This is a genomic window from Streptomyces catenulae, assembly GCF_000718015.1.
In the GTDB taxonomy this organism is placed as follows: domain Bacteria; phylum Actinomycetota; class Actinomycetes; order Streptomycetales; family Streptomycetaceae; genus Streptomyces; species Streptomyces catenulae.
In genome coordinates, this window is sequence record NZ_JODY01000017.1 from 65,790 (window position 1) to 85,231 (window position 19,442).

General features: G+C 75.2%; 16 protein-coding genes. 6 read left to right on the forward strand and 10 right to left on the reverse strand.

The genetic code is table 11. From position 1 onward, the window contains the following. Nucleotides 1–52: 52 nt before the first annotated feature. The gene (locus tag IF23_RS0116570; protein ID WP_030284334.1) at nucleotides 53–856 is read left to right on the forward strand and encodes an SLATT domain-containing protein; all 804 of its coding nucleotides are present in this window, start codon (nucleotides 53–55) and stop codon (nucleotides 854–856) included. Nucleotides 857–928: 72 nt separating this feature from the next. Here IF23_RS0116570 and IF23_RS0116575 read toward each other — a convergent pair whose 3' ends face one another. The 3 genes from IF23_RS0116575 to IF23_RS0116590 all read right to left on the reverse strand — a co-directional run bounded on the left by IF23_RS0116575 (nucleotide 929) and on the right by IF23_RS0116590 (nucleotide 3,986). Next, entirely contained in the window at nucleotides 929–1,579 is a 651-nt protein-coding gene (locus IF23_RS0116575) for a hypothetical protein (protein ID WP_030284336.1), read from the reverse strand. 149 nt (nucleotides 1,580–1,728) lie between these two features. Beyond that, entirely contained in the window at nucleotides 1,729–2,403 is a 675-nt protein-coding gene (locus IF23_RS0116580; protein ID WP_030284564.1) for a GntR family transcriptional regulator, read from the reverse strand. A 218-nt stretch (nucleotides 2,404–2,621) separates the two neighbouring features. Then, nucleotides 2,622–3,986, reverse strand: coding sequence for an aspartate aminotransferase family protein (locus IF23_RS0116590; RefSeq protein WP_030284338.1), 1,365 nt, complete (start codon nucleotides 3,984–3,986; stop codon nucleotides 2,622–2,624). Between the two features lie 308 nt (nucleotides 3,987–4,294). Here IF23_RS0116590 and IF23_RS0116595 point away from each other — a divergent pair, with 308 nt between their 5' ends. Together IF23_RS0116595 and IF23_RS0116600 are read left to right on the forward strand one after the other, a co-directional pair. Further along, nucleotides 4,295–5,032, forward strand: a complete 738-nt coding sequence (locus tag IF23_RS0116595) for a response regulator transcription factor (protein WP_051739609.1) — start codon at nucleotides 4,295–4,297, stop codon at nucleotides 5,030–5,032. 2 nt (nucleotides 5,033–5,034) lie between these two features. Next, nucleotides 5,035–6,477, forward strand: coding sequence for a sensor histidine kinase (locus IF23_RS0116600; RefSeq protein ID WP_078654020.1), 1,443 nt, complete (start codon nucleotides 5,035–5,037; stop codon nucleotides 6,475–6,477). Between the two features lie 38 nt (nucleotides 6,478–6,515). On the opposite strand, the gene IF23_RS0116605 is transcribed toward IF23_RS0116600, so the two are convergent. Beyond that, entirely contained in the window at nucleotides 6,516–7,307 is a 792-nt protein-coding gene (locus IF23_RS0116605; RefSeq protein WP_030284344.1) for a polyphosphate polymerase domain-containing protein, read from the reverse strand. Nucleotides 7,308–7,966: 659 nt separating this feature from the next. Here IF23_RS0116605 and IF23_RS0116610 point away from each other — a divergent pair. Next, nucleotides 7,967–9,421: a serine/threonine-protein kinase gene (locus tag IF23_RS0116610; RefSeq protein WP_037678395.1), complete on the forward strand. Its 1,455-nt coding sequence runs from the start codon at nucleotides 7,967–7,969 to the stop codon at nucleotides 9,419–9,421. Between the two features lie 190 nt (nucleotides 9,422–9,611). Further along, nucleotides 9,612–11,534 carry a serine/threonine-protein kinase gene (locus IF23_RS32680; RefSeq protein ID WP_037678361.1) on the forward strand — a complete coding sequence of 641 codons (1,923 nt, stop codon included), beginning with the start codon at nucleotides 9,612–9,614 and terminating at the stop codon, nucleotides 11,532–11,534. 230 nt (nucleotides 11,535–11,764) lie between these two features. Here the strand turns inward: IF23_RS32680 and IF23_RS0116620 are convergent, their stop codons facing one another. After that, nucleotides 11,765–13,051 (reverse strand): adenylosuccinate synthase, encoded by a 1,287-nt coding sequence (locus tag IF23_RS0116620; RefSeq protein ID WP_030284350.1) that lies wholly within the window; start codon nucleotides 13,049–13,051, stop codon nucleotides 11,765–11,767. 236 nt (nucleotides 13,052–13,287) lie between these two features. Between IF23_RS0116620 and IF23_RS0116625 the strand changes: the two genes are divergently transcribed. Then, nucleotides 13,288–14,199: a diacylglycerol kinase family protein gene (locus IF23_RS0116625; RefSeq protein ID WP_030284352.1), complete on the forward strand. Its 912-nt coding sequence runs from the start codon at nucleotides 13,288–13,290 to the stop codon at nucleotides 14,197–14,199. Nucleotides 14,200–14,358: 159 nt separating this feature from the next. Here IF23_RS0116625 and IF23_RS0116630 read toward each other — a convergent pair whose 3' ends face one another. The 5 genes from IF23_RS0116630 to IF23_RS0116650 all read right to left on the reverse strand — a co-directional run bounded on the left by IF23_RS0116630 (nucleotide 14,359) and on the right by IF23_RS0116650 (nucleotide 19,424). Continuing rightward, a complete protein-coding gene (locus tag IF23_RS0116630) occupies nucleotides 14,359–15,015 on the reverse strand; it encodes a response regulator (protein ID WP_030284354.1) in 657 nt (218 codons plus the stop codon). Further along, nucleotides 15,012–16,370 (reverse strand): sensor histidine kinase, encoded by a 1,359-nt coding sequence (locus tag IF23_RS0116635; protein ID WP_030284356.1) that lies wholly within the window; start codon nucleotides 16,368–16,370, stop codon nucleotides 15,012–15,014. Before IF23_RS0116635 ends, IF23_RS0116630 begins: the two co-directional genes overlap by 4 nt. Nucleotides 16,371–16,466: 96 nt before the next feature. Continuing rightward, nucleotides 16,467–17,246, reverse strand: coding sequence for an alpha/beta hydrolase family protein (locus IF23_RS0116640; protein WP_030284358.1), 780 nt, complete (start codon nucleotides 17,244–17,246; stop codon nucleotides 16,467–16,469). Then, nucleotides 17,243–18,562: a kynureninase gene (gene kynU / locus IF23_RS0116645; RefSeq protein ID WP_078654021.1), complete on the reverse strand. Its 1,320-nt coding sequence runs from the start codon at nucleotides 18,560–18,562 to the stop codon at nucleotides 17,243–17,245. The genes IF23_RS0116640 and kynU overlap by 4 nt, the downstream gene beginning before the upstream one ends. Next, nucleotides 18,555–19,424 (reverse strand): tryptophan 2,3-dioxygenase family protein, encoded by an 870-nt coding sequence (locus IF23_RS0116650; protein WP_030284362.1) that lies wholly within the window; start codon nucleotides 19,422–19,424, stop codon nucleotides 18,555–18,557. Before IF23_RS0116650 ends, kynU begins: the two co-directional genes overlap by 8 nt. Nucleotides 19,425–19,442 lie beyond the last annotated feature (18 nt).

Below are 19,442 nucleotides of genomic sequence, written 5' to 3' on the forward strand. Positions count from 1 at the left end.
TTTTCCTACGCACCGGGCGCACCGTACGTAGCCGCAACGAGGGAGTCCACGGTTGAGTCAGCCGGAGATGCAGCCGGAGGGGACGCCCGGGGACGGCGGGCGGGGCCGGGAGCCGCGGCGCGCCTGGGAGCGGGCCGCCGCCCTGCTCGGGGCCCGCTCCCAGAGCCGCGGGCCCGGCGACCTGACCGGCCGGGCGTTCCCGCACGGCGACTGGGGCGAGCCCGCCGACCGGCTGGACGCGCTCTACGCGTGGACGGAGGAGAGCGCGCTGCGCGCCGCCGACTGGTATCTGCGCGACCGGCGCGGCAAGCGGCGTGCGGCGCGGGCGCTGCGCGCCGGGACCGCCGCCGGGGTCTCGGTGGGCGCCGCGCTGCCGCTGATCGATCTGGCGGGCGCCTGGCACGGCGGGGCGCCCTGGGAGTACGTGGCGCTGTTGATAGCCGCCGTCTGCGGGGGCTGTGACCGGTACTTCGGGGCGACGGCGGGCTGGATGCGGGACGTGGCGACGGCGCAGGCGATCCAGCGGCGGCTGGAGGCGTTGCAGTTCGACTGGGCGTCGGAGAGCGTGCGCGAGGTGCTGGGCCCGGCGGAGGGCACGGCGAGCGAGGCGGCGGAGCGGTGTCTGGGGGTGCTGCGCCGCTTCCACGAGGACATCGGGGAGCTGGTGCGGTCCGAGACCGGCGACTGGATGACGCAGTTCCGGGCCGGGCCGGTGCCGCGGGCGGACCGGTCGGCGCCGCCGTGGTCCGGGCCGCGGGCGGAGGCGCCGGGGCAGCCGGGCGGCGGGCGGTTCACGCTGCCGCCGGGCGCCCGGCCGAACATGCCGCGGCAGCGTCCGCCGGAGCCGCCGCGCTGACGGCCCCGGGGTGACCGCCCCGGACGCGCGTCCCGTCCGTCGCCGGGCGGGGCGCCGCGTCCGGGGTACGTCTCAGCTGAAGACGATCATGGAGCCCTGGCCGAGGCTGCGGGTGGCGGCCGCGTGCAGGCCGAGCCAGACGTGGCGTTCGCGGGCGAACGGGCCGTCGTCGGCGGGCGGGCTCACCGACGGTTCCTCCAGACCGGTGGGTCCGGACGGCGGCGCGGGCGGGGCCGGTGGGTTGGCCGGGTCGATGCCGAGGGCCGGGGCGACGAGTTCGAGGTCGCGCAGGAGTCCGTGGGAGGAGCCCAACGGGCCGCCGCCGTCGAGGAGTTCGTCGTTGGACAGCGGGTGCGGGAAGTCGACCGGGACGTACGCCCCGGCGTGGTCGTAGTGCCAGACCAGGTGCGACTGCTGGGCCGTCTGCTCGAACATCTCCAGCAACTGCTCGTAGTCGCCGCCCAGTTCGTCGACCGGGGTCACCTCCAGGCCGCACAGGCGCAGCAGGTAGGCGCGGCGCAGGAAGTGCAGTGCGTCGTAGTCGAAACCGGCGACCGGCGCCACGTCGCCGGAGAGCCCCGGCATGTAGCTGAAGACGGGGACCGGCGGCAGCCCGGCGTCCGTCAGGGCCTTGTCGTAGGCGGCGATCTCTTCGGAGAAGGGGTTGTCGGGGCTGTGGCACAGCACATCGACGAGGGGTACCAGCCACAGGTCACATGCCACGAGTGAGTGCTCGCTTCCGGTCGGGGCCACTGGCACGGCGCGCGTGTTGCGGAGAGGACGGGTGGAGAGAGGGCTTACGGAGGTCGGGAGGGGCGGGTGGGCGGTCCGCGGTGGCGGAGGCTTCGGCCGACGGTCGGGACAGCGTAGTGCTAGCCGGGCGTTCCCACGAGGGTGAGGGCGTGCGCGTTGTACTCGGCGATCAGCCGTTGTGCCTCGGCCGGATCGTGCCGGGCGACGGCCTCGGCGAGGGAGCGGTGGCCCTGCCAGAGCAGGCCGCGCAGCTCGTCCCGTTCGCGCAGCAGCGGGACGGCGAACATCCAGGTCTGCACCCGTAGGCGGTCCAGGAACTCCCGGATGTACGCGTTGCCGACCAGCCCGCCCAGCTCGCGCCAGAAGCGCAGGTCGTAGCCGATGAGGACGTCCAGGTCACCGGCGCGGGCGGCGCGTTCGGCCTCCTCGGCGCGGCGGCGCAGGGAGAGCAGGTCCTCGTCGGGCGGGCGCGGCATCCGGGCGCCGGGACCGCGGAAGATGCCCTCGACGACGAGGGTGCGGGCCTCGACCATGGCGCGGTAGTCCTCGGCGGTGAAGGCGCGGACCATGAAGCCGCGGTGTTCCTCGATGTCGAGCAGTCCCTGGGCGCAGAGGTCGAGGAGCGCCTCGCGGACCGGGGTGGCGGAGACGCCGTACTGCTCGGCGATCTCCTTCACCGTGAAGCGGTGGCCGCACGGCAGCCGCCCGGCCAGCACCTCGTCGCGCAGCGCATCGGCGATCTGCCGGCGCAGGGTGTTGCGCCGTACGACCGAGCCGGGCCAGTCAGCGGCCATGGTGTCCGTCCGTCCCCTTCGACGACCTGGTGCCGCACGGCGGGCGGGCGGCCCGTCCACGATAGGCGAGGGCCGTCCTGACCTGCCCGGGGGCCGGTACGGGGCGGTTTCGGGGCCGGTCCGGGGCCCCGCGCACGGGGCGCGCGGGGTCCGGGCGCGCGCCTCCCGGTGCGGGGTGTGCGCCGGGAGGCGGCGGGCCCGTACGGGCCGCTGTGCCGTCAGACGGTGTGGGCGTCCGCGGTCTCCAGGGCGGTGTCGAGGATCGCCAGCCCCTTCTCGGCCTCGGCGGCGGTGATGGTGCAGGCCGGAACGGCATGGGTGCGGTTCATGTTGACGAAGGGCCACAGGCCGCCGCGCTTGCAGGCGGCGGCGAACTCCGCCATCGGGGCGTTGTCGGCGCCGGACGCGTTGTACGGCACCAGCGGCTCGCGGGTCTCCTTGTTCCGCACCAGGTCGAGGGCCCAGAAGACGCCGAGGCCGCGGACCTCGCCGACGGAGGGGTGGCGCTCGGCCATGGCGCGCAGCGCGGGGCCGATGACCGTCTCGCCGATCTCCGCGGCGTTCTCCACGATCCGCTCCTCGGCCATCGCGTTGAGGGTGGCGACGGCGGAGGCGCAGGCCAGCGGGTGGCCGGAGTAGGTGAGGCCGCCGGGGTAGGGGCGGGTCTCGAAGGTCGCGGCGATCTCGGCGCTGATCGCGACGCCGCCGAGCGGGACGTAACCGGAGTTGACGCCCTTGGCGAAGGTCAGCAGGTCGGGGGTGACGCCGAAGTGGTCGGCGGCGAACCAGTGGCCGGTGCGGCCGAATCCGGCCATCACCTCGTCGAGGATGAAGACGATGCCGTGGCGGTCGCAGATCTCGCGGACACCGGCGAGGTAGCCGGGCGGCGGGACCATGATGCCCGCGGTGCCCGGGATGGTCTCCAGGATGATCGCGGCGATCGACTGCGGGCCCTCGAAGGCGATGGTCGCCTCCAGGTGGGCGAGGGCGCGCTCGCACTCCTGGGCCTCGTTCTCGGCGTGGAACGGCGAGCGGTAGAGGAAGGGGCCCCAGAAGTGGACGACACCGGCGGACGCGGTGTCCGAGGGCCAGCGGCGCGGGTCGCCGGTGAGGTTGATCGCGGCGGCGGTGGCGCCGTGGTACGAGCGGTAGGCGGAGAGGACCTTGGCCCGGCCGGTGTGCAGCCGCGCCATGCGGACCGCGTTCTCCACGGCCTCGGCGCCGCCGTTGGTGAAGAAGATCTTGTCGAGGTCGCCGGGGGTGCGCTCGGCGATCAGCCGGGCGGCCTCGGAGCGGACGTCGACGGCGAAGCCCGGGGCGATCGTGCAGAGCTTCGCGGCCTGCTCCTGGACCGCCGCGACGACCTTCGGGTGCTGGTGGCCGATGTTGGTGTTGACCAGCTGCGAGGAGAAGTCGAGGTAGCGGTTGCCGTCGTAGTCCCAGAAGTACGAGCCTTCGGCGCCGGCGACGGGCAGCGGATCGATCAGGCCCTGTGCGGACCAGGAGTGGAAGACGTGCGCGCGGTCGGCGGCCTTCACGGCCGCGCCGGTGGCGGCGGAGGGGGCGGGGGGCGTCGTGGTCACGGTCAGTACCTCGGATCGGTCGCTCGGGTCCGCCGGGGACAGGCGCGGCGAACCTCTCCACCCTAGGGATCACCGGTCGCCCGCCGGTACCGACAGTCTGTACGGCAGCCGCGGCGGGCGCGGACACTCTGTCGACGTGCGGGGACGGGCGCCGGAGACGGCCGGGACGGCGGGGGAGCCGGGGGCGCGCGGGGCCCGGGTGCGCGCCGGGGCCGGGCGCCCGGTGACGGCGGGTCGGCGGTCCGTCGCCGGGTGCCCGGCCCGCGCCCGCCGTTTCCGGGGCGCGCCGGGCGTGACACGGTACGTGCATGCCACATCTTCTTGTTGTCGAGGACGACCCCCAGCTGCGCGGCGCGCTGGTGCGGGCGCTGCGCGACCGGGGGCACGCCGTGGCCACCGCGGCGAGCGGCATGTCCGGGCTGGACGCCGCCGTCACCGACCGCCCCGACCTCGTCGTCCTGGACCTCGGTCTGCCGGACGTCGACGGGACGCAGGTGCTGCGGATGCTGCGCGCGGTCAGCGACGTCCCGGTGATCGTGGCGACCGCCCGGGACGACGAGCCCGACATGGTCGCGGTGCTCGGGGACGGCGCCGACGACTACATCGTCAAGCCGTTCGGCGCGGCCCAGCTGGACGCCCGGATCAAAGCGGTGCTGCGCCGTCTGGGCACCGCCGAGCCGGAGCCCGCGGTACGGATCGGGGAGCTGGTCCTGGACGCCGCGGCCCGCGAGGTGACGCTCGCCGGGGCGGCGCTGGACCTCACCCCGCGCGAGTTCGACCTGCTGGCGTACCTCGCGCGCCGCCCCGGCCAGGTGGTCTCCCGCCGTGAGCTGCTCGCCGAGGTCTGGCAGCAGCCGCTGGGCGGCGCCGACAAGACCGTGGACGTCCATCTGTCCTGGCTGCGCCGGAAGCTGGGCGAGACGGCGCAGCGGCCGCGCTATCTGCACACGGTCCGGACGGTCGGCGTGAAGCTGGCGGCGCCCGAGGAGGCGGCGGGGCCGGACGACGCGGCGGACGCGGGCCGCCCCTCCCCCGGCCGGGCGTAGCCGTGCGCCGCAGCATCCTGCTGGTCACCGCGGCGACCACCGCGCTGATCCTCGCCGCGCTCCTCGTCCCGCTGTCGCTGCTGGCGCGCAGCCACGCCGCGGACCGGGCGACCGCCGACGCCACCTCGCGGGCGCACGCCCTCGCCGCCGGGCTCGGGAAGACGCTCGCCGCGGGCTCCGGGGCGGCCCCGTCCGACCGGTCCGGCGCGGAGGCGCTGGTCACCGCGGCCAACGGCCCGGGGCTCCCCCGCACCTCGGTGATCCTCGGGAACGGCACCGTCCTCGGGCCCCCGGCGCCGGTCTCCGACGCGGTCCGGCTGGCGCGTTACGGGCGGGCGTTCACCTACGAACCGTCCGGCGGCGGCCGCACCGTGCTGCTGCCCGTCCAGGGCGTCGTCGGCGGCACCGCCGTCATCCACATCGCGATCGGCGACGACCGGCTGTACGACGGGACGCTCGCCTCGTCGCTGGGGTTCGCCGGGCTCGGCGCCGGGCTGATGGTGCTGGGGCTGCTCTTCGCGGACCGGCTCGGGGCCCGGCTCGTCGGCGCCACCCGGCGGCTCTCCGCGGTCGCCGACCGGCTGGCCCGCGGCGATCTGACGGCCCGCGCCGAACCGTCCGGACCGCCCGAACTCCGGCTGGTGGCCCGCGAGCTGAACCATCTCGCCGAGCGCATCCAGACCTTCCTGACCGCCGAGCGGGAGAACGCAGCCGACCTCGCGCACCGGCTCCGTACGCCGGTCGCCGCGCTGCGGCTGGACGCCGAGGGGCTGCGGGACCCGGCGGAGGCGGAGCGGATCGGGGCGGGCGTGGCGGCGCTGGAGCGGAGCGTCGACGAGGTGATCCGGACCGCCCGCAAGCCGCTGCGGGAGGACCGTTCGGGCCCGCCGCGCGCCGATCTCGCCGCCGTGGTGGCGGACCGCGCCGCCTTCTGGCTGCCGCTCGCCGAGGACCAGGGCCGCACCCTGGAGTGCGCGCTCCCGGACGGCGCGGCGGACGGGGTGCCGGTCCGGGTGGAGGGGACGGAACTGGCCGCCGCCGTGGACGCGTTGCTCGGCAACGTCTTCGACCACACCCCGGAGGGCACCGGCGTCCGGCTCGCGGTGGTCCGCGCCCCGGACGGCGACGGCGGTCGGCTCACCGTCGAGGACGACGGCCCCGGCTTCCCCGAGGGGCACGTCCCCGAGCGCGGACGCAGCGGCGGCGGCTCCACCGGTCTCGGTCTGGACATCGTCCGCCGCGCCGCCCAGGAGGCGGGTGGCACGGTGGAGTTCACCCGCGCCCCCGGCGGCGGCGCCCGGGTGACGGCCGCGTTCGCCGGGGACGGTCCGCGGACCGGGCGGGCCGCACGGAGCAGGGCCGGTGCCCGTACGGGATCCCGTACGGGCACCGGGTCGGGCGGCGCCCCGGAGCGCGGGGCGCGCCGCACGGGGCGGGGCGGCTGAGGGCGCGGTCGGGGCGGGGCGCCCGGGCCGCGCGCCGGTCAGCGGGCCGGGAACGGCGTCCGCGCGGTGGGCTGCCCGCGGTGGGCGGCGAGGTCCGGGCGGAGGGCGGCGAGGGCGCCGCAGTACTTGGTGAACGGGGCGGCGCGCAGCCCGTAGCCGTGCAGCAGACGGTCGGCCTCGGAGAGCGGGGCGGTGGTCTTCGTCTCGACGAGGACCAGCCCGCCGTCGGCGCGGACGCTGCGGCCGGTCCGGGCGTCCTCGCCGACCAGCGCCACGTCGCAGGTGATGCGCTGGCCGTCGGCGACGAAGGTGGCGCGCTGGTGGTCGGTGGTGAGCGAGGGGTCCAACTCGGCGGGGGCGTCGATGCCGTAGGCGCGGTCGAGGACGTCGGCGAGGAAGTCGCGCTGGCCGGTGCCGAGCGCCGCGTCGTGCGGCCGGAGCGGGCGGCGGTGCTTGACGGTCCGGCCGCCGTCGCCGCTGAGCTTGACCTCGAACTGCCGCTCCCCGGTGTCCCGGTAGAGCCGCTCGCGGATCTTGAAGCGGCCGCCGCGGTCCTGCTGGTGGTCGTGGAAGGAGCGCAGGTCGGGGGTGTCGAAGTAGACGGAGCGGTAGCGGAACCAGCGGCGGCCGTTGATGCAGAGCGCCGCGAACGGGCCGCCGGGGCGGCGCCGGTCGGTCAGCTCGGCGGCGAACTCGGCGAAGACGTCGACCGGCACCAGGTAGCGGCTGTCGTACCGGGTGAGGAGGGCGGCGCGCTCCTGGACGTCGGTGAGCGGGACGGGGCGGGCGGCCATGGCGGCGCGGGCGAGGGCTCGTACGGCGGGGATCACGCGGGTCTCCTTGGCGTCGGTGCTGCGGGGGCCTGCGGCGGGGCGGAACCGGAAGGCGGACGTCGGGGGGTCGGGACGGACGGTTCGGGCGGCGCCGTTCCGGGGCGGGTGGCCCGCCGGGCGGGGGCCTCCGGTGGCGTGCCCGGTCCGGGCCGCCCGGAGAAGGCGCCGGGTAGCAGGCCGCATACCCGCTTTCCGGCACCGGGCACCCGACCGACCGTCCGGATATCGGGACAGGAGGGGGAAAAGTCCGTGCCCGTAAGACACCGGATCGGGGCATTTCCCTACCCGCCGGTGGCGGGTGTTCCCGCGCGGGCCGGTGGGGGTGCCGGTCGCATCGGCCGAGGTCCCCGGCGTCTCCATGGCGTTCCCCCCTTCCGTTCCGGTGCGGCGGTCCGTGCGGCGGCCCCGTCGACCGCTCTCCGATACGTCCGCACGCTAGGCAGCCGCGGGTTAAGCGCGCCCCCTCCCCGGGTTAAGCGCGCCCCTCTCCCGGGCGTCGTGCGGCGGCGGGGCGCGCTCCGTCGGGTGCGCGCCCCGGGCACGGTCGGACGGTCGATATCCTCGGGGCGGCTCCGGGGGTGGCTTCGGGGGAAAGGGCGGCGATCGTGGAACTGCACCCGGGACGCGCGGGACGGCCGGTACGCACCGGTGGGCCGGTGCCGCTCAGGGACCAGGACCCCCGCCGGATCGGCGACTACCGCCTGATCGGGCGCCTCGGGGAAGGCGGCATGGGCCATGTCTACCTGGCCCGTTCGGACCGTGGCCGCACGGTCGCGGTGAAGCTGGTCCGCGCCGAACTGGCCGGTCAGGAGGAGTTCCGTACCCGCTTCCGGCGCGAGGTGCGGGCCGCGCGGCGGGTCGGCGGCGAGTGGACCGCCCCGGTCCTGGACGCCGACACCGAGGCCGAGACGCCGTGGGTGGCCACCGGGTACATCGCCGGGCCGTCCCTCCAGCAGACCGTCGGCGGCGGCACCAAACTGCCCGAGCGGACCGTCCGCATCCTGGCGGCGGGGCTGGCCCGCGCGCTGGAGTCGGTGCACGCCGCGGGCATCATCCACCGCGACCTCAAACCCTCCAACGTCCTGCTGACCCTCGACGGCCCCCGCGTCATCGACTTCGGTATCGCCCGGGCGCTGGAGGCGGTGACCGACCACGGTGTGACGCGCACCGGCGAGGCCGTCGGCTCACCCGGCTTCATGGCGCCCGAGCAGGTCCGCGGCGACGATCTCACCCCCGCCTGCGACGTCTTCTGCCTCGGCTCGGTGCTGGCGTACGCGGCGACCGGGCGCTCCCCGTTCGGTACGCCGGAGAGCCAGGTGCACGCCGTGATGTACCGCATCGCGGAGGCGGAGCCGGATCTCGCGGCGGTGCCCGAGCGGCTGCGCCCGCTGGTCTCCGCCTGTCTGGCGAAGGACCCGGCCGCGCGGCCCTCCCCGGCGCAGCTGGTCGCCTGGGCCGAGCGGGACACGGCGGCGCTCGCCGGTCCGGCGGCGGACGACGAGCCGTGGCTGCCCGGCGCGCTGGTCGCACGGCTGGGCCGCGGCGCCGTGGAGTTGCTGGAGGCCGAGCACCCCGAGGCCGGTGCCGGACCGGCGGCGGAGGCGGAGCCCGCCCCGGCGCCGCGCCGACGCCGCCGCGGCGCCGTCACCGCGCTGGCCCTCGCCGCCGCGGTGGCGCTGGCCGGAGCCGGGGCGGGCGGGGCGTACTTCCTGCTGCACAGCGACCGCGCGGCGGCGGAGAACAACGACTCGGCGGGCAGCAGCACGAGCGGGACGCAGACCGGCGGGATCCCGGCGGCGTTCCTCGGCACCTGGGAGGCGTCGGCCGACGGCTCGGCGGACGTCCGCCGGTTCACCCTCACCCAGGGCGCGGCCGGGGACACCGTGATGACGATGACCGCGTCCGGCGCCGCCTACAGCTGCACCTTCTCCGCGGCGCTCCGCTCGGCGGGCCCGCCGGTCCGGCTGGGGCCCTCGCGGGTCGTCTCGGGTCCGGCCACCAGTTGCCGTCCGGGTGAGCCGAGCACGCTGGAGAAGACCTCCGAGGGGGTGCGCCGCTCCTTCGACGGCGGGGGCGGGGCGCCCGCGCTGACGTACCACAAGGTGCGGTGAGCCGGGCGTCCGTTTCGCCTGCGGTGGGGGAAATCCGCCGGTCAGAGCGGGTGCCCCGACACCCGTGCGGCCACCGATCGTTCTCCCGTCGTAACGACTTGGCGGCCGGTGTGCGATCCGGGTGCACCTACGCTCGGGAGGGGCGCCGGACGACGGCGGCGGGCACGGCAACGACACGGGAGGCGCCCGGATGGAGGGCCTGCGCGGGCTGACGCCCGGCGATCCGGCGTGGATCGGGGACTACCGGCTGCTCAGCCGGCTCGGCAGCGGCGGTATGGGCCGGGTCTACCTCGCGCGCTCGGAGGGCGGCAGGACCGTCGCGGTGAAGCTGATCCGCACCGAGCTGGCGGCCGAGCAGGAGTTCCGGGACCGTTTCCGGGCCGAGGTGGCGGCCGCGCGGAAGGTCGGCGGTCGCTGGACGGCGCCGGTCCTGGACGCCGACACCGAAGCCGCGGTGCCGTGGGTCGCCACCGGCTACATCGCCGGTCCCACGCTGAGCGAGGTGGTCGGCGGCGGCTTCGGCAGGAGCGGACTGCACGGCCCGCTCCCGGAGTACGCACTGCGCCGCCTCGCGTACGGGCTGGCCTGTGCGCTGATCGACATCCACGGCGTGGGGCTGGTCCACCGCGATCTGAAGCCCTCCAACGTCCTGCTGACCATCGACGGTCCCCGGGTCATCGACTTCGGTATCGCCCGGGCGCTGGACGCGGTCGGCGAGCAGACCCAGCCGGGCGCCGGGACGGTCGTCGGCTCGCCCAGCTTCATGTCGCCCGAGCAGGTCCAGGGCCACCGGGTCGGTCCGGCGAGCGATCTGTTCTGCCTCGGCTCGGTGCTGGCGTACGCGGCGACCGGCCGGGCGCCGTTCGGCAGCATGGACTCCGGTGTGCACGCCGTGATGTTCAACATCGCCCAGGAGCAGCCGGATCTGACGGTGGCGCCCGAGGGCCCGGTGCGGGAGCTGATCCGCGCCTGTCTGGCCAAGGAGCCGCAGGACCGGCCGACGCCCGAGGAGATCGCCGCCCGGATAGATCCGCTGCGCGACGGCGATCCGGCCGCGCCCTGGCTGCCCGCCGGACTCATCGCCCATCTGGGCCGCCATGCGGTACGCCTCCTCGACACGGACACCCCGCCCGGCGCCCCGCACCGCACGGCGCCGCCGCCCCGGCACCCGGTCACCGCGGTGGACGCGGAGGCGACGGTACGGCCCGGGCGGCAGACGCCCGCCGGGCCGCCGCTCGTCCCCGTCGAGGGCGCGCCGACCGCCGTCCCGGGCGCCACGGCCGTACCGCGCCCGGCCGACGCGGACCCCGGTGTCCCGCGGCGGCGGCGCCGACGGCGGGTGCTGCTGATCGCCGCGGCCGTGTGCGCGGTGGCGGCGGGGGCGTTCGCGTTCCCCGCGCTGCGCGGCGGGGGCGGCGCGGACGGCGACGACTCCTCCGACATCACCGACCGCTACGTCGGCGTGTGGGCCGGGCCGGTGCTGCGCGACGGTGTGCCCACCGGGCAGCGGCGCCGGTTCGTGATCAGCCACGGCAAGGTCGGTGAGGTGGTCGCCAACAGCACCAGCCTCGGCGGGACGTACGAGTGCCGCAGCGACGCCAAGCTGGTCTCGGTCCGGGACGGGGAGGACCGGCCCGCGCTGCGGCTGGACACCAAGGTCGTCCGGTCCCTGCCGCCCGGCCGGTGCGCCGCGCTCGGCGAGCACACGCTCCGGCCCGGGCCCGACGGCACGCTCCGGTGGGCGGCGGCGGGGCGCGATGCGACGCTGCGCCGCATCGCACCGGCGGCGGAGCGGGTGCCGGACGGCTTCCTCGGCGCCTGGGAGCGGCCGACCGGCGGCGGCTCGAAGCAGCGGCTGACGATCACCCGCTCGCCGGTGGGCAGCCAGGTCGCCACGCTCGTCGCCACCGGCCCCGAGGGCAGCTGCACCGCGCACGCCGATCTCTACGCCGGGGGGAACCAGCTGGTCATCGGCCCCACGGTGGTCGATCACGCCGGGCCGCAGTGCCGCCCGGGCCACTCCTCCGTACTGCGGCTCACCGGCACCGGCGACCTCCGCCGCGACTTCCTCGGCCGCGATCTGCGCCCCCGGAACTACTCCCGCGCGAGCTGAGCGCCCCGGCCCCGAGGTCGTTGTTTCACGTGAAACGGCAAGCGGGGTACGGGAGTTGGCGTTTCACGTGAAACAGTGAGCGGCACACAGGGTCCGCCGTTTCACGTGAAACCTGCCTCCCCGCAAGGGAGTTGATGTTTCACGTGAAACGGCCGGGCCGGTGGACAGGATGCGTCCACCGGCCCGGCCGGTCAGCTCACCGGGGCGGCCCGCAGGCCGCCCCGCGGGGCTCAGGAGAGGAAGGAGTTGATCTCGATCGTCTCGTCACGGCCGGGGCCGACACCGATCGCGGAGATCGGTGCGCCCGACATCTCCTCCAGCGCCTTCACATACGCCTGCGCGTTCTTCGGCAGGTCGGAGAAGGTCTTGGCCTTGGTGATGTCCTCGGACCAGCCCGGCAGCATCTCGTAGATCGGCTTCGCGTGGTGGAAGTCGCTCTGGCTGTAGGGCAGCTCCTCGACCCGCTTGCCGTCGATCTCGTACGCGACGCAGACCGGGATCTGCTCCCAACCGGTGAGCACGTCGAGCTTGGTGAGGAAGAAGTCGGTCAGACCGTTGACGCGGGTGGCGTAGCGGGCGATGACCGCGTCGAACCAGCCGCAGCGGCGGTCACGGCCGGTGGTGACGCCCCGCTCGCCGCCGATGGTGCGCAGCGCCTCGCCGTCCTTGTCGAACAGCTCGGTCGGGAACGGACCGGCGCCGACGCGGGTGGTGTACGCCTTCAGGATGCCGATGACGCGGTTGATCTTCGTCGGTCCGACGCCCGCGCCCGTGCAGGCGCCGCCCGCGGTCGGGTTCGAGGAGGTGACGAAGGGGTACGTGCCGTGGTCGACGTCGAGGAGGGTGCCCTGACCGCCCTCGAAGAGGACGACCTTGCCGTCGTCGATCGCGTTGTTCAGCAGCAGCGTGGTGTCGGCGACGAAGCCCCGGAGCTGGTCGGCGTAGCCGAGCATCTCCTCGACCACCTGCTCCGCGGCGATCGCGCGGTGGTTGTAGAGCTTGGCCAGCACCTGGTTCTTGACGTCGAGGGCCGCCTCGACCTTCTGGTGCAGGATCGACTCGTCGAAGAGGTCCTGCACCCGGATGCCGGTGCGGTTGATCTTGTCGGCGTAGGTCGGGCCGATGCCGCGACCGGTCGTACCGATCTTGCGCTTTCCGAGGAAGCGCTCGGTGACCTTGTCGACCGTGATGTTGTACGGCGTGATCAGGTGCGCGTTGCCGCTGATCAGCAGCTTGGACGTGTCGACGCCGCGCTCGTTGAGTCCGCTCAGCTCGGAGAGCAGGACCGCCGGGTCGACGACGACGCCGTTGCCGATGACCGGGGTACACCCCGGCGAGAGGATTCCGGAAGGGAGGAGGTGCAGCGCGTACTTCTGGTCGCCCACGACGACCGTGTGGCCGGCATTGTTGCCGCCCTGGTAACGCACCACGTAGTCAACGGACCCACCGAGCAGATCGGTGGCCTTTCCCTTGCCCTCATCACCCCACTGAGCACCGAGCAGCACAAGTGCGGGCACAGGCGTACACCCCTTCCGGGCGGGGCATGTCCAACGTGCGTGGATGGCGTGAGCATGCGGTCGCACGCGGATGTCATCACTGCAGCCGTCGAACCGGTGCCCCGGAATAGACGAAGCCCCTGGCGCAATAGCGCAAGGGGCTCTTGCACCGAGATGCTACCTGAGGAAGGACCGAGGTGTCGGCGCAGCCTTCTGGGCACTCTTCATCGGACTCCGTCCGGGGGACCCCTCTGCTCGTGGTCATCGACCCCGCAGCCCGCACCGCGGACGGTGAGTCCGTCCGTATCGCCAAGGACGTGCTGTGCGCGGGCGCGGGCGCGAAAATCTGCCTTCCGGACGGCCCCGAGGAGTTCGCCCGGGCGCTCTCCCGGCGGGGCCGCAGGCGGCCGGTGGTGATCGGCGACGACCGCGCGCTGCGCTTCGCCGTCGGCGTCCTCCACAAGGAACGGGAGCTGGCGCAGGTCGCCGTGTCGGTGGTGCCGGTCGGCACGGCGGACGCGGTGACGCTCAGCCGGGCGCTGGGTGTGCCGACGGACACGGTGGCCGCGGCCCGGACCGTCCTGGACGGCGACGCCCGCCCCCTCGATCTGCTCACCGACGACAGCGACGGCATCGTCCTGGGCGGGCTGCGCATCCCGTACGCCGACGGCGCCGCACCTGCCGGAACGCATCCGGCGGGCGGTCGCCCGGCCACCGCGCCCGCGGCACCGGCGGCGCACGGGGAGGGCGGCGGGGCGTCCTGGTGGCGTCCGGCGGCCCGTACCGCGCGGGCCGCGCTGTCGGCGCTCGCCGCGCAGGCCACCGGCCGGGAGCGGCGGGCGGTGCCGGGGCAGCGGCTGCGGATCGAGGCGGACGGTGTGCTGCTGGCCGATCTGGACCAGCCGGTGCACCAGGTCCGTGTGGTGCCCGGCCCCCGCTCCGGGGACGACGGGACGGACGCCGGGGCGCCCGCCGCGGGCGACGGTCTGGCCGAGGTGGTGGTGGACCGCCCCGGCGACGACCGGCCGCTGCGGGCCCGCGCCCGGGCGGTGACGGTCTCCGGCCCGGACTTCCGCTACCGCGCGGACGCGGTGGTCGGCGGCCCGGTCCGGACGCGTACCTGGACGGTGCAGCCGGGCGCGTGGTGGCTGACGCTGCCACGGGAGTGACCGGGGCGGCGCACCGGAGTGACGGCGGGGCCGTGCCGGGCGGGGCGCCTTGCCGTCCACAGCCTGTGGACGGTTTCACGTGAAACCTGCGCCGGGCCCGACCGCGCGTGCGAGGGCCCGCCCGCTGCGGGCCGCCCGCGCACAGGCTCCCCGTCCCCCTCAGCCGCCCGGCGTCACCAGCCGCGCCTCGTACGCGAAGACCGCCGCCTGGGTGCGGTCCCGCAGGCCGAGCTTCACAAGGATGCGGCTGACGTGGGTCTTCACCGTCGACTCGGCCACCACCAGATGCTCGGCGATCTCGCCGTTCGACAGGCCCTGGGCGACCAGGACCAGCACCTCCGTCTCCCGTTCGGTCAGCTCGCCGATGCGCTCCTGGGCGGGCGCGCGGGGCGTGCCCAGCCGGGAGAACTCCGAGATCAGCCGCTTGGTGACGGTCGGTGCGAGCAGCGCCTCGCCGGAGGCGACGACCCGGACGCCGTCGGCGAGCTGCCCCGCCGAGGCGTCCTTGAGCAGGAAGCCGCTCGCCCCGGACCGGAGCGCCTGGTAGACGTACTCGTCGAGGTCGAAGGTGGTCAGCACCAGCACCTTCGCGTCCGCGTCGGCGGCGACGATCTCGCGGGTGGCCTCCAGGCCGTTCATCTCCGGCATCCGGATGTCCATCAGGACGACGTCCGGCCGCAGCTCCCCGACCTTGGCGACGGCCTGCCGTCCGTCCACCGCCTCGCCGACCACCTCGATGTCCGGCATCGCGTTGAGCAGCACCGAAAAGCCCTCGCGGACCATCACCTGGTCGTCGACGATCAGCACCCGGATCATGACTGCGCCTCCCCCGCGGCGGAGACCGGAAGGAACGCCGCGACCTCGAACCCGCCGTCCTCGGTGTGGTCGGCGGTCATCTCCCCGCCCAGCATCTGCACGCGCTCCCGCATCCCGAGCACGCCGTGGCCCGCGCCCGGTGACGGGGTGGCGAGCCGACTGGGCTTGCCGTTGACGATACGCAGCCCGATCCCGCCGAGCACATACGAGACCTCGACGCGCGCCTCGGCGCCCGGCGCATGGCGCAGCGTGTTGCTCAGCGCCTCCTGGACGATGCGGTACGCGGACAGCTCCACGCCCTGTGGCAGCGGACGCGCCGCGCCGGTGACGACCGCCTCGACGGTCAGCCCGGCGCCGCGCACGCTCTCCAGCAACCCGTCGAGCTGGGCGAGGCTCGGCTGCGGCGCCTCCGGATCGTTCTCGGCGAACGCGTCCGGGTCCTCGGAGCGGACGACGCCGAGGATGCGGCGCAGCTCGGTGAGCGCGGCGACGGCGTTCTCCCGGATGGTGGCGAACGAGGTCGCCAGCTCCGGCGGGGTGTGCTCGACGCGGTACGGCGCGGCCTCGGCCTGGATGGCGATGACCGACATGTGGTGCGCGACGACGTCGTGCAGCTCCCGGGCGATGGTGGCCCGCTCCTCCAGCAGCGTGCGGCGGGAGCGCTCCTCCGCGGTGACCGTCTGCGTCTCGACGACGTGCCGCCGCTCCTCCCGCCAGGCACGGACCGCCGCGGCGGCGGTGAGGATGAACGCCGAGGGCACCGCGAGCGCGAACAGCTCGCGGTAGCCGAAGCCACCGGTCGCCGTCGACAGGATGCCGCCGGCCACGATCGTGACCACCCACATCTCCAGCGCCAGGCGCGGCCGGGTCCGCAGCACGACCAGCGCCATCACCACGACATGGGTGGGCAGCGACACCATCGGCCAGGTCGCGTCGTAGGCGCCGAAGGCGGTGTCCAGCATCGCGAGGCCGAACCCGGCGAACGACACCCAGAACGCGCCGACCGGGCGGAAGAGGACGAGCACCACCGGGGCGGCGACGAGCAGGCTGAAGCCGAGGGAGGACGGGGTGTGGAGGAAGCCGTAGGAGCCGCCCCGTTCGAGCGTGGCGGAGATGCCCAGCAGGAAGTTGGCCACCGCGGCGCAGACCAGCACGATGTGCGGCGCCCAGCGCCCGTAGTGCCGGACCCGCTTCGGCAGCCGCTGCCGCCAGCCCGGGACGGCGGGGTCGTCGAGCGGCAGCATCGGGCGGAAGGCGAAGGCGTCCTCGAAGAGGTCCTTGCGCAGCAGGTGCAGTGCGCCACGGGCTATCCGGGCCTCGGTACGCAGGGCGTCCTGCGGCTGGGTGTCTTTCACCCCACCAAGGTAAGCAGGACGCCCCGCGGAATCGTCCCCACCGAAGGGGATCTGCCGAGGTCCGCCTCAAGTACTACGCGGTGTGCACGGTCGGTCTCAGCAGCCGCCGCACACCGCACCCAGCAGGGTCCGGAACGCCGCGGCGGACGGGACGAACGGCGCGTAGTGCCCCACCCCGGGCAGTTCCCGCAGCGCCACCTCCGCCCCGGCGGCCCGCGCCGCGGCGGCGAAGCTCCGCGAGAGCTGCGGCGGCACGTCCGGGTCGTCCGTCCCGTGCAGCACGGTGACCGGGACGCCCGCCGGGGGATGCCGTACGGGGTCGGCGGCGGCGAGGCGGTCGGCGAAGCCGGGGCCGTCGCCGAGCAGCGCGGCGACGGCGTGGTCGCTCAGCCCGAGGCGGTGCGCCGCCGCGAGATCGGCGACCGGCGCGACCGCCACCACCCGCCCGATCCGCCCGGCCGCGCCCCGCGCCGCGGTCAGCAGCACCAGCTGCCCGCCCGCCGAGTGCCCGACGAGCACCGGCGCGGGCGCCGGACCCTCCGCAGCCCAGGCCGCGGTGGCCGCCGCGACGGCCGCCGCCACGTCGTCGAAGGTCCGCTCCCCGCCGCCGCCCCCGCCGACCCGGCGGTACTCGGCGAGTGCGACGGGCAGCCCGCGCCGGGCCAGTTCCGCGGCGGCCGGGGAGAGGTGCGTCCGGTCGTACGCGGCGCGCCAGAACCCGCCGTGCACCAGGACGACGTGCGGCCCGCGGGCGGTGCCGGGCGCCGGGTCGTACAGGTCGACGCGCTGGTCGGGATGGGGCCCGTACGTCACGGAGCGGTGCGGCGCCACCGGGGCGAGCCCCAGCAGCGCCGCCTCCTCGTCGGCGACGCTCACGCGGCGGGGCCGTCCGGCGCCGGACCGTCGCCGCCCTCGGCCGGACCGTCGCCGCCGGTGCCCGCCCCGGAATCCGCCCCGGTCTCCGCCGGGCGCTCGCGCAGCACCTCGCCCAGGATCCGGGCGGCGCGCTCCACATCGGTGAAGGAGGTGTAGAGCGGCGTCAGCCCGAAGCGGAGCACATCCGGTTCGCGGAAGTCGCCGACCACCCCGCGCCGGATCAGCTCCGCCATCACCTCGCCCGCCCCGGCACACTCCAGCGACACCTGGCTGCCGCGCCGCGCATGCTCGTACGGCGTCACCGAGCGGACCTCGCCGGGCGGGACGTACGCGGCCACACAGTCGAGGAAGAAGTCGCTCAGCGCCAGGCTCTTGGTGCGGACCGCCTCGACGGTGACGCCGTCCCAGGCGTCCAGCGCCGCGTCCAGCGCCAGCAGCGAGAGGATGTCCGGGGTACCGACGCGGCCCCGGGTGATGCCCTCGGCCGGTTCGTAGCGCGAGGCCATGCCGAACGGTTCCACGTGCGAGTTCCAGCCCGGCAGTGGCGAGTCGAACCGCTCCTGGAGGCTCTCGCGGATGTAGAGATACGCGGGCGCGCCGGGCCCGCCGTTGAGGTACTTGTACGTGCAGCCCACCGCGAGGTCGACGCCGTGCGCGTCCACCCCGACCGGCAGCGCGCCCGCGCTGTGGCACAGATCCCAGACCGCCAGCGCGCCCGCGGAGTGCAGCGCGGTGGTGATGCCGGGCAGGTCGTGGAGGCGTCCGGTGCGGTAGTCGACGTGGTTGACCAGCGCCAGCGCGGTCCGTTCGGTGACCTCGTCGGCGATCCGCGCGGGCTCCACCGGGCGCACCGCCAGGCCCGTCAGCCGCGCCGCGGAGCGGGCGATGTAGCCGTCGGTGGGGAACGTCGTGGCGTCGACGAGGATCTCCGTACAGCCGGGACCGGCCATCCGGACGCCCGCGACGACCGCCTTGAAGACGTTGACGCTGGTGGAGTCGCCGACCACGACCCGGCCCGGCGCGGCGCCGATGAGCGGGGCGATACGGTCGCCGATCCGCTCCGGCGCCTCCCACCAGCCGCCCTCGGTCCAGGACCGGATGCGCAGCTCGCCCCACTGCCGGGCGACGGCGTCGGCGACCTTGTCGGGGACGGAGCGGGGCAGCGCGCCCAGGGAGTTGCCGTCGAGGTAGACGGTGTCGTCGAGGACGAAGCGGTCGCGGATCGGGGCCAGCGGGTCGGAGGCGTCGAGGGTGGCGGCCTCCGCACGGTGGTCGCGGGGCGCCTGGGGCTCGTGGTTCTCGCGGTGATCAGACATGGCTGCGTGCCGTCCAGAGCTCGGGGAAGACGTTCTTGCGGGCCCGCTTCTCCAGCCAGGCCACGCCCGCGGAACCGCCGGTACCCATCTTGGCGCCCATCGCCCGCCGGGTCGCGACCAAATGATCGTTGCGCCACCGCCAGACCAGCTCGGCGACATCGGTCAACGCCTCGCCCAGGGTGACGAGGTCGGAGTCCTGGTCCCCGGCGTACACCTCGGCCCAGACCGCCTCGACCGCCGGATCGGGCTCATGACGCTCGACCGGATCGCGCTCCAGGACGGCGGCGGGCACCGCGTAACCGCGGCGGGCCAGCAGCCGCAGCACCTCGTCCCACAGGCTCGGCTCGTGCAGCGCCTTCTCCAGCTCGGCGTGGGCGCGCGGCGTACCGCGGTGCGGCACCAGCATCGACGCGGACTTCTCCCCGAGCAGGAATTCCAGCCGCCGGTACATCGCGGACTGGAAACCGGAGCCCTCGCCCAGCGCCCCGCGGTAGGCGTTGAACTGCGCGGGGGTCAGCCGGGCCAGCGGCTGCCAGGCGGCGTTCAGCGCGGTCAGCTCGTGGGTGGAGCGCCTGAGCGCGTCCAGCGCCACCGGCAGGTCGTCGCGGTGCAGCGCCTCACAGGCGGTACGCCACTCGTGGACGATGACGGTGAACCACAACTCCATCACCTGGGTGGTCACCAGGAACACCATCTCGCCGGGGTCCTCGGAGAGCGGGTGCTGCAGATGCGTCAGGACGTCGGCGCGGACGTAGTCCTCGTACGGGGTGGTGGCCTCGGCGCCGATGGAGAGATCCGGGGCGAGCGGCGCCGCGCCGGAGGCGGCGGGCGAACCGTGTGCGGACGGCGAAGGGTGCGACATGAGGGACTCCTCAGGCTG

Bases quoted from the DNA above. Each gene is read 5' to 3' on its own strand.
- IF23_RS0116580 (WP_030284564.1), bottom strand. From the start codon at position 2,403: ATGGCCGCTGACTGGCCCGGCTCGGTCGTACGGCGCAACACCCTGCGC.
- IF23_RS0116595 (WP_051739609.1), top strand. From the start codon at position 4,295: ATGCCACATCTTCTTGTTGTCGAGGACGACCCCCAGCTGCGCGGCGCG.
- IF23_RS32680 (WP_037678361.1), top strand. From the start codon at position 9,612: ATGGAGGGCCTGCGCGGGCTGACGCCCGGCGATCCGGCGTGGATCGGG.
- IF23_RS0116630 (WP_030284354.1), bottom strand. From the start codon at position 15,015: ATGATCCGGGTGCTGATCGTCGACGACCAGGTGATGGTCCGCGAGGGC.
- kynU (WP_078654021.1), bottom strand. From the start codon at position 18,562: ATGTCTGATCACCGCGAGAACCACGAGCCCCAGGCGCCCCGCGACCAC.
- IF23_RS0116650 (WP_030284362.1), bottom strand. From the start codon at position 19,424: ATGTCGCACCCTTCGCCGTCCGCACACGGTTCGCCCGCCGCCTCCGGC.